Genomic DNA, 11684 nt, shown 5'->3' on the forward strand with positions numbered 1-11684 from the left:
GACGCTCTGCGTCGTCAAGAGGACGCGGAGCGTCCAGAACGGCATGCCGACGCGGAGCATCGGCACGATAGTCAGTTAGATGTGTGTCTAACAATGAGCTCCATAACCATTTAAAACTATTACCCTTTCTTCGCTGTCTCTGACTTAACGCCACTCAGAGCACTCGCAAACGGATGAGCAGACCCACTGATTTCGCTCGACGATGGTTTCTCGCCCGAGGCTGGAAGCCGTTCGCGTTTCAGAAGGAAGCCTGGGAGGCGGTGAAAAATGGCAAGTCCGGCCTTTTGCATGCCAGCACCGGCTCCGGCAAGACCTACGCCGTGTGGTTTGCCGCGCTCAACCGCTTCGCCAACGCCACCCCCCTCACCGCTGACGACAAGCCACGCAAACGCAAACCGCCCGCAACACCGCTGAGCGTCCTGTGGATCACGCCTATGCGCGCGTTGGCTGCGGATACGGCGCGTGCGCTTGAAGCGCCGTTGGCCGAGCTGGATATTGCGTGGTCGGTGGGGTTGCGTACCGGCGATACCAGCGGCAGCGAGCGCGCTCGTCAGAGCCGACGCCTGCCCTCGGCACTGATCACTACACCGGAAAGCCTGACCCTGCTGCTGACCCGCGCCGATGCACAGGTCGCCTTGTCGACGCTGAAAATGGTGGTGGTGGACGAATGGCACGAACTGATCGGCAACAAACGTGGCGTGCAACTGCAATTGGCGCTGGCTCGACTGCGCCGGTGGAACCCGCAACTGATCGTCTGGGGTATTTCCGCAACGCTGGGCAATCAGGAGCATGCGCAGCAGGTACTGATCGGCGACGGCGGCGTGACCGTGCAGGGCAAGACCGTCAAGCAACTGCTGGTCGATACGCTGCTGCCGCCTTCCATCGAGCGCTTTCCGTGGGCCGGGCATATGGGCCTGCGCATGTTGCCGCAAGTGGTCGCCGAAGTGGACAGCAGCGCCAGTTGCCTGGTGTTCACCAATACCCGGGCGCAATCGGAAATCTGGTATCAGGCGCTGCTCGAAGCGCGCCCCGACTGGGCCGGGCTGATTGCCCTGCATCATGGGTCGCTGGCCCGGGAAGTCCGTGACTGGGTCGAGCGCGCCTTGAAGGACGGTGCGCTAAAGGCCGTGGTGTGTACCTCAAGCCTGGACCTGGGCGTGGATTTCCTGCCCGTCGAACGCGTATTGCAAATCGGCTCACCCAAAGGCGTCGCCCGCCTGATGCAACGCGCTGGACGTTCAGGCCATGCGCCAGGCCGCCCTTCACGCGTGACGCTGGTGCCGACCCACAGCCTGGAACTGGTCGAAGCCGCCGCCGCACACGATGCCGTGGCCGCCAGAATGATCGAGCCGCGTGAATCCCCCCACCAGCCACTTGATGTGTTGGTGCAGCACCTGGTCAGCATGGCGCTGGGCGGCGGTTTTCTGCCCGACGAGCTGCTGGTGGAAGTGCGCAGCGCCTGGGCCTACCGCGAACTCAGCGATGAACAATGGCAATGGGCGCTGGCGTTCGTGCGCAACGGCGGTCACTCGCTGACCGCTTACCCCGATTACCGCCGCGCCGAACCCGATGAAGACGGTGTCTGGCGTGTTCCAGATGCGCGCCTGGCCCGTCGGCACCGCATGAGCGTCGGCACCATCGTCAGTGAAGCCACCGTCAATCTCAAATACTGGAAAAAAGGCGGCGGTGGCGGCTCGTTGGGCAGCGTCGAGGAAGGCTTCATCGCCCGGCTCAAGCCCGGCGACGGCTTTCTGTTCGGCGGGCGTTTGCTGGAGTTGGTGCGGGTGGAAAACATGACCGCCTACGTCAAGCGCGCCACTGGCAAGAAAGCCGCCGTGCCGCGCTGGAATGGCGGACGAATGCCACTTTCCAGCGAGCTGGCGAACGCCGTGGTAGAGAAATTCGATGCCGCCGCACGAGGTGAATTCAACAGCCCGGAAATGCAGGCCATCAAGCCGCTGCTGGAGGTGCAGCAGCAATGGTCGGGCCTGCCGCAACGCGACACGCTGCTGGCCGAAACGCTAAAATCCCGCGAAGGCTGGCACCTGTTTCTCTACCCGTTCGCTGGCCGCCATGTGCACTTGGGGCTAGGCAGCTTGCTGGCATGGCGCCTGAGCCGCCATCGGCCGCTGACCTTCTCCATCGCGGTCAACGACTATGGTCTAGAGCTGCTCAGCGCCAGCGAAATTGACTGGGCGCAAGCGTTGCAAGGCGATCTATTCAGCGAAACGGATCTACTGGCGGACATTATCGCCAGCCTGAACGCGGGCGAGCTGGCCTTGCGACGCTTTCGTGAAATCGCCCGGATCTCGGGGCTGGTGTTTTCCGGCTACCCGGGAGCGGCCAAGAGCAATCGCCAGCTTCAGGCATCCAGTGGCTTGTTTTTTGAGGTATTCAAACAGTACGACGCCCAGAACATGCTGCTGACTCAAGCCGAGCAAGAGGTATTGCGCCAGGAACTGGATTTGCAACGCCTGGAGCTGACCTTGCGCCAGATCAACAGTCGCAGGCTGGACCTGCATGCAATAAAACGCGCCACGCCGCTGGCGTTTCCGCTGCTGGTCGAGCGTTTTCGTGAGAGCCTCAGTTCGGAAAAACTCGCCGACCGCATCGCGCGCATGGTTCGCGATCTGGAAAAAGCTGCTGGGCCGGAGCCTGAACAATGAATCCTTACCTCGCGGTCACGCTGGCGGGCGCAGAATTATGGCTGCTGGCCGACAAGGCCGTCTATTACCCGGCTGAACGCTCCCTGCTGATCGCAGACGCACACTTTGGCAAGGCTGCGGCTTATCGCAAGCTCGGCCAGCCTGTGCCGCACGGCACAACTCAAGAAAATCTGCGTCGGCTGGACAGCCTGCTGAACACCTACCCCTGTGACCATCTGATCTTTCTGGGCGATTTTCTGCATGCCCCTGAGTCCCACGCGGCAGGTACGCTGGCTGCGCTGGAACAATGGCGGGCAGAACGTTCGACGCTGCGCATCACCCTGATCCGTGGCAACCATGACAAACGGGCGGGCGATCCCCCGGGGTATCTGGACATCGATGTGGTGCCTGAACCCCTGCCGCTGGGGCCATTTGCCTTGCAACACGAGCCCGATCCGCACCCTGAGCTGCATGTGCTCGCAGGGCACGTTCACCCGGTTTACAGGCTTTACGGCAGGGGCAGGCAGAGCTTGCGGCTGGCGTGCTTCTACCTCGGCCAGCGCATCAGCCTGCTACCGGCCTTCGGCGAGTTCACGGGGGGCTTTCGTATCCAGCCGGTCGAGCACAGCTCGGTGTATGTCACCGGCGGCGATGCGGTATGGCGGGTGGTCTGACCGCGCACATGGCGTGTCATGACTGTCTGAAACAGACACGCCGACACCAGCTCTCCAAGGCGGGGGGCTGGCGTCGATAAGTCAGGCGACAGGCGCTGGTGGCGGATCATCCGGCAAGGTAGGGATACCCGGCTCGATAGGCTGCTCTGGCGTGTCAGGCCCGGGCGTGCCCGGAATCCCGCCACCCACCATGTTCAGCTCGGGACTGAGATCTGAATGAGCCATCAACGACCAGGCGAGTAGCCCGATCTCGTTAAGTGGAGATTGAACCTGTTCAGAGATTTTAAAATGAGTCTTCATAGGGCACTCCAGATCAAAGGCCATCGCACGTAATGAATATGCGAAAGCATGTGAGCAGATAGAGTGCGAAATAGAGTATTAATTCAATTTCACTAATCAACTGACCCGTAAATCAGGTGCGCGGCAGGGTGACGCCACGTTGGCCCTGGTACTTGCCCCCACGGTCCTTGTAGGAAACTTCACACTCCTCGTCGGACTCCAGAAACAGCATCTGCGCCACGCCTTCATTGGCGTAGATCTTGGCCGGCAGCGTGGTGGTGTTGGAAAATTCCAGGGTCACGTGCCCTTCCCATTCGGGCTCGAGCGGCGTGACGTTGACGATGATGCCGCAGCGCGCATAGGTGCTTTTGCCCAGACAGATGGTCAGAACGTTGCGCGGAATACGGAAATATTCGACGGTGCGGGCCAGCGCAAACGAGTTGGGCGGGATGATGCACACGTCACTTTTGATATCGACAAAACTTTTTTCATCGAAATTTTTCGGGTCGACGGTGGCCGAATTGATGTTGGTGAACACCTTGAACTCGTCGGCGCAGCGCACATCGTAACCGTAGCTGGACACCCCGAACGAGATCACCCGATTGGCGCCTTCGCCACGCACCTGGCGCTCGACGAAGGGCTCGATCATGCCGTGTTCCTGCGCCATGCGGCGAATCCACTTGTCCGATTTGATGCTCATGGCGATGTCCTGAATAGCGTGCTGAAAAAGATATCCGGCATCTTACCGGGCTGGAGCCGACGGTTCAAAGACAACAGATAGAGAGTTTGGGTGACGCACCGTGCTGATTTCCTGCGAATGGAAATAATCATCAACAGACCATTGGCACGTTCGAAAAAAAGGGTTAAGGTGACGTCACTGTGTTGCTTGTGTCACTGAGAATCTCTACACGATGTTGAATTTCGATCCAACCATCTCCATGAATTTTCCAGCTCTTTGCACTCAGTCTCGGCCAGGGCTCTTCCTACGCCGCAGTTAACTTTGTCCAAGGAGATATACTATGTCCAATCGCCAAACTGGTACCGTTAAGTGGTTCAACGATGAAAAAGGCTTCGGCTTCATCACTCCAACATCCGGTGACGACCTGTTCGTGCACTTCAAAGCTATCCAATCCGACGGCTTCAAAAGCCTGAAAGAAGGCCAACAGGTTTCTTTCATCGCTACCCGCGGTCAGAAAGGCATGCAAGCTGAAGAAGTTCAAGTTATCTAACTTGTACTGATCAGTTTAAAAACCCCGCCCTCAAAAGCGGGGTTTTTTATTGCCTGGCGTTTGAGCATTCGCTTATTCATCCAGCCTGACCGAGAGACGCCGAACCACTGCGCCTCCTCTGTCAGAACACCGCTACACCCTCAGTCGTCGCTGACGGAAATGGTCGGCATCGCCGGGCTTGCAGCTTCCTGCAGCACGATTCGCGCACCGACGTAACGCGCCAACTCCTGATAGACCATCGCAATCTGACTGTCCGGCTCGGCAATCGCTGTGGGCTTGCCGCCATCGGCCTGCTCGCGAATCAGCATCGACAACGGCAGTGACGCCAGCAACTCGACATCGTATTGCGACGCCAGCTTCTCGCCCCCGCCTTCACCAAACAGGTGCTCGGCATGCCCGCAGTTGGAGCAGATGTGCACCGCCATGTTTTCCACGACACCCAGCACCGGAATGTTGACCTTGCGGAACATTTCTACACCCTTCTTCGCATCCAGCAGCGCCAGATCCTGAGGCGTGGTGACAATAACAGCTCCCGCAACCGGGACCTTCTGCGCCAGCGTCAGCTGGATATCGCCTGTGCCGGGCGGCATGTCGATCACCAGATAGTCCAGATCATTCCAGGCTGTCTGCGTCACCAACTGCAGCAGCGCGCCTGACACCATAGGCCCGCGCCAGACCATCGGCGTGTTGTCATCGGTCAGAAAGGCCATCGACATCACTTCGATACCGTGGGCCTCGATCGGCACAAACCATTTCTGCTCCTTGATCTTCGGCCGCGTGCCTTCGGAAATGCCAAACATCACACCCTGACTCGGCCCATAGATATCCGCATCGAGAATGCCGACCCGAGCGCCCTCGCGAGACAGCGCCAATGCCAGGTTGGCAGCGGTGGTAGATTTGCCGACACCGCCCTTGCCCGATGCCACAGCGACGATATTTTTCACATTGGCAAGGCCGGGAATCTGGCTCTGAGCCTTGTGTGCGCTGATCACACTTTTGATCGAGACAGTGGCCGAACCGACGCCGTCGAGGTTCTCGATGGCCGTTTTCAGCACTTGCGCCCAGCCGTTCCTGAACAGATCGGCGGCATAGCCCAGCTCAAGCTGCACACTGACGTGCGCGCCGTCGATATCGATGGACCTGACACATCCGGCACTGACCGGGTCCTGATTCAGATAGGGGTCAGTGTACTGGCGAAGAATCGTCTCCACCGCTGCGCGATTGACTGCGCTCATGGGCTTACTCCGAAAAAAGGCTGACTAAAACAGGCGGCCATCGTACCTGTTCTGTCTGAAGCCGACATGCTTTCACCGCAGCTGGACACCGCTTTAAGGAGTATTCCCACAGCCACACGGGGTGAAAAAAATTGCTCAGACCTTTATAGTGGCCGATCTCCGTTTCACTTCAAGTAGCCGAGCCCCATGTCCGAGCCACGCAAGATTCTCGTTACCAGCGCCCTGCCCTATGCCAATGGTCCCGTTCACCTTGGCCACATGCTCGAGTACATCCAGACCGACATGTGGGTGCGTTTCCAGAAGCACCGCGGCAACCAATGCATTTATGTCTGCGCGGACGACGCCCATGGTTCGGCAATCATGCTGCGCGCGGAAAAAGAAGGCATCACCCCGGAACAACTGATCGGCAACGTCAAGGCCGAACACAGCGCCGACTTTGCCGACTTCCTGGTGGACTTCGACAATTTCCACTCGACGCACTCGGACGAAAACCGTGAGCTGTCGAGCATGGTCTACACGCGTCTGCGCGATGCCGGCCATATCGCCACACGTTCGGTGACCCAGTATTTCGACCCGGAAAAGAAAATGTTCCTGGCCGACCGCTTCATTAAAGGCACCTGCCCGAAATGCGCGGCCGTGGACCAGTACGGCGACAACTGCGAAAAGTGCGGCGCGACCTACGCCCCCACTGACCTGAAAGACCCAAAATCGGCGATTTCCGGGGCCACGCCTGTACTCAAGGATTCAAAGCACTTCTTCTTCGATCTGCCAGCCTTCGACACCATGCTGAAAAGCTGGACGCGCAGCGGCACGTTGCAGGACGCCGTCGCCAACAAGATCGCCGAGTGGCTGGACAGCGGTCTGCAACAGTGGGACATCTCCCGCGACGCGCCGTATTTCGGCTTTGAAATCCCCGACGAGCCGGGCAAATACTTCTACGTCTGGCTCGATGCGCCGATCGGCTACATGGCCAGCTTCAAGAACCTCTGCGCACGTCGCCCGGACCTGGACTTCGATGCGTACTGGGGCAAAGACGCGACCACCGAGCTTTACCACTTCATCGGCAAGGACATCGTCAACTTCCACGCCCTGTTCTGGCCGGCCATGCTTGAAGGCGCTGATCTGCGCAAACCGACCGGCGTCAACGTTCATGGCTACCTGACCGTCAACGGCCAGAAAATGTCGAAATCGCGCGGCACCTTCATCAAAGCGCGCACCTACCTCGATCACCTGCCGCCCGAGTACCTGCGCTACTACTACGCATCCAAACTGGGCCGTGGCGTGGACGACCTGGACCTGAACCTCGAAGACTTCGTGCAGAAGGTCAACTCCGACCTGATCGGCAAGGTGGTCAACATCGCCAGCCGCTGCGCCGGGTTCATTCACAAGGGCAACGCCGGTGTGATGGTAGAAGCCAATGCCGCCCCCGAACTGACCGATGCCTTCCTGGCGGCAGCGCCAAGCCTCGCAGACGCCTATGAAGCACGCGATTTTGCCCGAGCCATGCGCGAAACCATGGCCCTGGCCGACCGTGCCAACGCCTACATTGCAGAAAAAGCACCTTGGGCGCTGGCCAAGCAGGAAGGCAAACAGGATGAGGTCCAGGCCGTTTGCGCATTGGGCGTGAACCTGTTCCGCCAACTGGTCATTTTCCTCAAGCCGGTATTGCCAAACCTGGCCGCTGACGCAGAGAAATTCCTCAACGTCGCGCCGCTGACCTGGGACGACCACAAGACCTTGCTGACCCATCATCAGTTGAATCCGTTTTCGGCACTGATGACTCGCATAGATCCGCTCAAGGTAGAAGCCATGGCCGCTGCGTCCAAGGAAGACCTGACAGCCACCGACACGTCGACGGACGCTGCTCCTGCCGGCAATGGCGAACTGACCAAGGACCCGCTGTCGGCGGAAATCGACTTTGACGCGTTTGCTGCGGTAGACCTGCGCGTCGCGTTGATTCTCAAGGCCGAACACGTGGAAGGCGCCGACAAGCTGTTGCGCCTGACGCTGGACATCGGCGACGAGCAGCGCAATGTGTTCTCCGGCATCAAGAGCGCCTATCCCGACCCGTCGAAGCTGGAAGGCCGTCTGACCATGATGATCGCCAACCTCAAGCCACGAAAAATGCGTTTCGGCATCTCGGAAGGCATGGTGATGGCGGCAGGTCCTGGCGGTGAAGATATCTACCTGCTCAGCCCGGACAGCGGTGCCAAGCCTGGCCAACGCATCAAGTAAGCAGGCAAAGGCCCGGTATTCGCTCGATGACAGCGGATACCGGGCCTTTGTGCATTCGCAAGCATCCCGATATGGCCGATAATGCGGCGCCCCGAACAGACAGAACACTTGCTGGCCACCTGGCACTATCATGACTGAATTGATTCGCTTGCTTCCCGACGTGGACCTGATCCGGAGTATCGACGCCCTTTTACCGCAGACGCAGTGCGGCAAGTGTGGCCACTCTGGCTGCCAGCCCTACGCCGAGGGCATTGCGGGTGGCGAGGCCATCAACAAATGCCCGCCAGGCGGTGACGAAACCATTCTCCAACTGGCCGAACTGCTGGCAGTTCCGATCCTGCCACTGGATAAGGAACGCGGCGAGGCACCTGCGCAGGTTGCCTTCATTCGCGAAGCAGAGTGCATAGGCTGTACCAAATGCATTCAGGCTTGCCCGGTAGATGCGATTCTTGGTGCGGCCAAGCTGATGCACACCGTGATTATCGATGAATGCACGGGCTGTGACCTGTGCGTCGCCCCTTGCCCGGTGGACTGCATTGAAATGCATGCGCTGCCACTGGCAACCGTCACCCCGATTATCGGCGGCCTGGCACCCACTGCCGACCTGCAACACGCTCGCTTGCGCAAGCGCAGCCATGCCCGGCTGCGCTTCGAGTCACGCAATGCACGGTTGCGGCGCGAGCAGCAGGTGCGACTGGCAGAACGCCTTGCCAGGGCGCAGAGAGCGGAATCCATTCGTGACGTAGCACCTCAATCTGCCGTGACACCCGCGCGAACCGACAAGCCCGCACCACCCGATGACGCGCTAAAAAAAGCCAGGATTGCGCTGGCCATGAGTCGCGCGCAGCTCAACAAGTCGCTCAAGGCTTTTGGACACCCTCCTGTTGCGGAGCAGGCTGCCAGGCTTCTGGAGCTACAGCGCGAGTACGAAACCGCCGAACAGGCACTCGAAGCCCTCCTGCCGACGCCCACTCTGACCGATCCCGAGGAAACGCTCCGTCCATGAACGCCGCAAAACGTCAGGAAATCTTTCGCAGGCTGCATGAGGACAATCCGGACCCTAAAACCGAACTGGCCTACACCACACCCTTCGAGCTGCTGATCGCCGTGATTCTTTCGGCCCAGGCGACTGACGTCAGTGTCAACAAGGCCACGGCCAGGCTTTACCCGGTTGCCAACACACCGCAGGCGATCTACGAACTGGGCGTTGAGGGGCTGTCCGAGTACATCAAGACCATCGGCCTCTACAACAGCAAAGCCAAAAACGTGATCGAAACCTGTCGAATGCTGGTGGAACTGCACAACGGCGAAGTGCCCGACACCCGAGAAGCGCTGGAGGCGTTACCGGGCGTAGGACGCAAAACGGCCAATGTCGTGCTCAATACCGCTTTCCGGCAGATCGCCATGGCTGTCGACACGCACATTTTCCGCGTCAGCAACCGCACAGGCATTGCTCCCGGAAAAAATGTGGTGGAGGTGGAGAAGCAGTTGATGAAATTCGTGCCGAATAACTATCTGCTCGACGCCCATCACTGGTTGATTTTACATGGACGCTACGTTTGCCAGGCGCGCAAGCCCCGCTGCGGCAGTTGCCGTATCGAAGACCTGTGTGATTTCAAAGGAAAGACTTCCGACGATTGAGGCAGCAAGGTGGTTGCTGCTTCATCGATTGAAAAAATCTTTTTTACCCGCCGGTAGTTTGCCGATATAAGAGGCGCCAGAGAGCCACAGCCCTGGAGTCAACTTTATGAGTGCTGACAATCAGCAACTGGACATAGATGATGACCTTGTCGTCGCTGACACCGATGAGGCCGAACCCCCGACCATCGAACCGGCCAAGACCAACCTGAGCAAGCGACGCACCATCGACAATCTGCTTGAAGAGCGGCGCCTGCAAAAGCAGCTGGCAGATTACGATTTCGACGTGTAGGCAATCGAAGAACAAGCCTGCTCGCCTCTCGCAAAAACAGGCTCGTTACAGGAGGCGGCGGCTCGCCGTCTGGCAAGCACACCTGGATATCAGGGCCAGACCCGGTTCAGACAAGCCCGTTGCGCTGGGCAAGCTCGATCAGGTCGACCAGCGAATGCGCATTGAGCTTGAGCAATAAACGCGTTTTATAGGTACTGACCGTCTTGTTGCTCAAAAACATGCCGTCTGCAATTTCCTTGTTGGTTTTACCTCTGGCCAGCTGCTGCAGAACCATCATTTCCCTGCCGGAAAGACGGTCAACCATATCTGATTCGCTCGCGTTCCCCATACTGGAACGAACCGTGTGCAATGCCTGATTGGGAAAGTAGCTGTACCCTGAAAGCACAGCCTTGATAGCACTGAGCAGTTCGGTCAGATCCTGTTGCTTGCAGACATACCCGGCAGCGCCCGCCTGCATGCAACGCATCGAGAAGTGGCCGGGTGCCTGAGACGTCAGAATCAGCACCTTGAACGGCAATGTCATGGCTGATAAACGAGCGATGACCTCCAGCCCGTCGAGCTTGGGTATACCAATGTCAAGGATGACAATGTCCGGAAGGTGCTCACGTGCCAGTTGCAGCGCATCCACACCGTTGTCAGTCTCCGCGATGACCTCATAGCCATGACGCTCCATCAGCATGCGCACAGCAAGGCGAATGACGGGATGATCATCCACGATCAGCACTTTATTCATGGGCAGTCCATTTTTCGCTATTCGAATTTTCAGAGCCAGCACAATAACTTAGTCGTTTACTGCTTTGCATGGCGCTCACCCTTGCGGAGTGGCAGCCAAAGACGGTTCCTACAATTACAGCAGAAACTTCCTACAAAACTTGGCAATAACGTACATTTTTTATTAATTTTCACAGAGCCTTCCTTTTGGGAACCTGGTGAATTATTGCTGCTGGGCGCGTGCCTGTAGGCACCGCTGCGCCAGTAGATAAATGATGCAGCACGACCAGACCGAACTTTTCATGCTCCGAAATAATTGCGCTACATCTGTTAAAAGCATCGCCAGACTGTCGCTGTATCAGCGCGAATAACGATTTTGGCATGGCTTATCGCCAGCAAAAAAACATAAAACTTGCCAGGTCATTGCCTGGAGCATACCCGGCGCCGGCACGGGGCATACGACGCTGGACATTCACCGCTCACCTATATAGATAGCCGCATTTATCCTTGTAACTGGTAAGGCCTTGCATCCGGCTTTTTTGTCCGCAGCCCTCTGATCGATAATTGATGAGTGTTACTCACGCTTTACATACGTAATCGGTGACTAAAAATTACACATCAAGCACAGAATAGTGCACAAATATGTATTTAAGGAAAAACCCTACAAGACCTAGTGTACTGTTTTCGAAATAAGTTACCCATAACCTGCAAGCTAAGCTATTGATAAGATTTGAATTTTCCGTTAG

At 58.0% G+C, this 11684-nt stretch carries 11 protein-coding genes; 7 read left to right on the forward strand and 4 right to left on the reverse strand.

Annotation, left to right across the window (positions count from 1 at the left end; all coding sequences use genetic code 11):
- Positions 1-173: 173 nt before the first annotated feature.
- Complete coding sequence (locus tag DW49_RS0101675) at positions 174-2666, forward strand: ligase-associated DNA damage response DEXH box helicase (protein ID WP_024420654.1); 2493 nt, start codon at positions 174-176, stop codon at positions 2664-2666.
- The gene (gene pdeM / locus DW49_RS0101680; RefSeq protein WP_003381533.1) at positions 2663-3319 is read left to right on the forward strand and encodes a ligase-associated DNA damage response endonuclease PdeM; all 657 of its coding nucleotides are present in this window, start codon (positions 2663-2665) and stop codon (positions 3317-3319) included. Before DW49_RS0101675 ends, pdeM begins: the two co-directional genes overlap by 4 nt.
- An 81-nt stretch (positions 3320-3400) precedes the next feature.
- On the opposite strand, the gene DW49_RS0101685 is transcribed toward pdeM, so the two are convergent.
- Both DW49_RS0101685 and dcd read right to left on the reverse strand, forming a co-directional pair.
- Positions 3401-3619, reverse strand: coding sequence for a hypothetical protein (locus DW49_RS0101685; protein WP_024420655.1), 219 nt, complete (start codon positions 3617-3619; stop codon positions 3401-3403).
- Positions 3620-3731: 112 nt separating this feature from the next.
- Entirely contained in the window at positions 3732-4298 is a 567-nt protein-coding gene (gene dcd, locus DW49_RS0101690; RefSeq protein ID WP_003381535.1) for a dCTP deaminase, read from the reverse strand.
- A gap of 319 nt (positions 4299-4617) precedes the next feature.
- Here dcd and DW49_RS0101695 point away from each other — a divergent pair, with 319 nt between their 5' ends.
- Complete coding sequence (locus DW49_RS0101695; RefSeq protein ID WP_024420656.1) at positions 4618-4827, forward strand: cold-shock protein; 210 nt, start codon at positions 4618-4620, stop codon at positions 4825-4827.
- 140 nt (positions 4828-4967) lie between these two features.
- Here the strand turns inward: DW49_RS0101695 and apbC are convergent, their stop codons facing one another.
- On the reverse strand, positions 4968-6062 hold the full coding sequence (gene apbC, locus DW49_RS0101700; RefSeq protein ID WP_005620012.1) for an iron-sulfur cluster carrier protein ApbC: 1095 nt from the start codon (positions 6060-6062) through the stop codon (positions 4968-4970).
- Between the two features lie 186 nt (positions 6063-6248).
- On the opposite strand from apbC, the gene metG reads away from it, so the two are divergent.
- From metG to DW49_RS1000000132735, 4 genes are all read left to right on the forward strand, one after another.
- The gene (metG, locus tag DW49_RS0101705; RefSeq protein WP_005620014.1) at positions 6249-8297 is read left to right on the forward strand and encodes a methionine--tRNA ligase; all 2049 of its coding nucleotides are present in this window, start codon (positions 6249-6251) and stop codon (positions 8295-8297) included.
- A gap of 130 nt (positions 8298-8427) precedes the next feature.
- Entirely contained in the window at positions 8428-9303 is an 876-nt protein-coding gene (gene rsxB / locus DW49_RS0101710) for an electron transport complex subunit RsxB (RefSeq protein WP_005620016.1), read from the forward strand.
- Entirely contained in the window at positions 9300-9938 is a 639-nt protein-coding gene (nth, locus tag DW49_RS0101715; protein ID WP_005620017.1) for an endonuclease III, read from the forward strand. Before rsxB ends, nth begins: the two co-directional genes overlap by 4 nt.
- 106 nt (positions 9939-10044) lie before the next feature.
- Positions 10045-10227 carry a PA3496 family putative envelope integrity protein gene (locus DW49_RS1000000132735; protein WP_003381543.1) on the forward strand — a complete coding sequence of 61 codons (183 nt, stop codon included), beginning with the start codon at positions 10045-10047 and terminating at the stop codon, positions 10225-10227.
- 106 nt (positions 10228-10333) lie between these two features.
- Here the strand turns inward: DW49_RS1000000132735 and DW49_RS0101725 are convergent, their stop codons facing one another.
- The gene (locus DW49_RS0101725; RefSeq protein ID WP_002554843.1) at positions 10334-10960 is read right to left on the reverse strand and encodes a response regulator transcription factor; all 627 of its coding nucleotides are present in this window, start codon (positions 10958-10960) and stop codon (positions 10334-10336) included.
- Positions 10961-11684 lie beyond the last annotated feature (724 nt).

This window comes from Pseudomonas avellanae BPIC 631 (assembly GCF_000444135.1).
In the GTDB taxonomy this organism is placed as follows: domain Bacteria; phylum Pseudomonadota; class Gammaproteobacteria; order Pseudomonadales; family Pseudomonadaceae; genus Aquipseudomonas; species Aquipseudomonas avellanae.

Excerpts from the sequence above, each read along its gene's own strand:
- DW49_RS0101675 (WP_024420654.1), top strand. The coding sequence starts at position 174 with ATGAGCAGACCCACTGATTTCGCTCGACGATGGTTTCTCGCCCGAGGC.
- pdeM (WP_003381533.1), top strand. The coding sequence starts at position 2,663 with ATGAATCCTTACCTCGCGGTCACGCTGGCGGGCGCAGAATTATGGCTG.
- DW49_RS0101685 (WP_024420655.1), bottom strand. The coding sequence starts at position 3,619 with ATGAAGACTCATTTTAAAATCTCTGAACAGGTTCAATCTCCACTTAAC.
- dcd (WP_003381535.1), bottom strand. The coding sequence starts at position 4,298 with ATGAGCATCAAATCGGACAAGTGGATTCGCCGCATGGCGCAGGAACAC.
- DW49_RS0101695 (WP_024420656.1), top strand. The coding sequence starts at position 4,618 with ATGTCCAATCGCCAAACTGGTACCGTTAAGTGGTTCAACGATGAAAAA.
- apbC (WP_005620012.1), bottom strand. The coding sequence starts at position 6,062 with ATGAGCGCAGTCAATCGCGCAGCGGTGGAGACGATTCTTCGCCAGTAC.
- metG (WP_005620014.1), top strand. The coding sequence starts at position 6,249 with ATGTCCGAGCCACGCAAGATTCTCGTTACCAGCGCCCTGCCCTATGCC.
- rsxB (WP_005620016.1), top strand. The coding sequence starts at position 8,428 with ATGACTGAATTGATTCGCTTGCTTCCCGACGTGGACCTGATCCGGAGT.
- nth (WP_005620017.1), top strand. The coding sequence starts at position 9,300 with ATGAACGCCGCAAAACGTCAGGAAATCTTTCGCAGGCTGCATGAGGAC.
- DW49_RS1000000132735 (WP_003381543.1), top strand. The coding sequence starts at position 10,045 with ATGAGTGCTGACAATCAGCAACTGGACATAGATGATGACCTTGTCGTC.
- DW49_RS0101725 (WP_002554843.1), bottom strand. The coding sequence starts at position 10,960 with ATGAATAAAGTGCTGATCGTGGATGATCATCCCGTCATTCGCCTTGCT.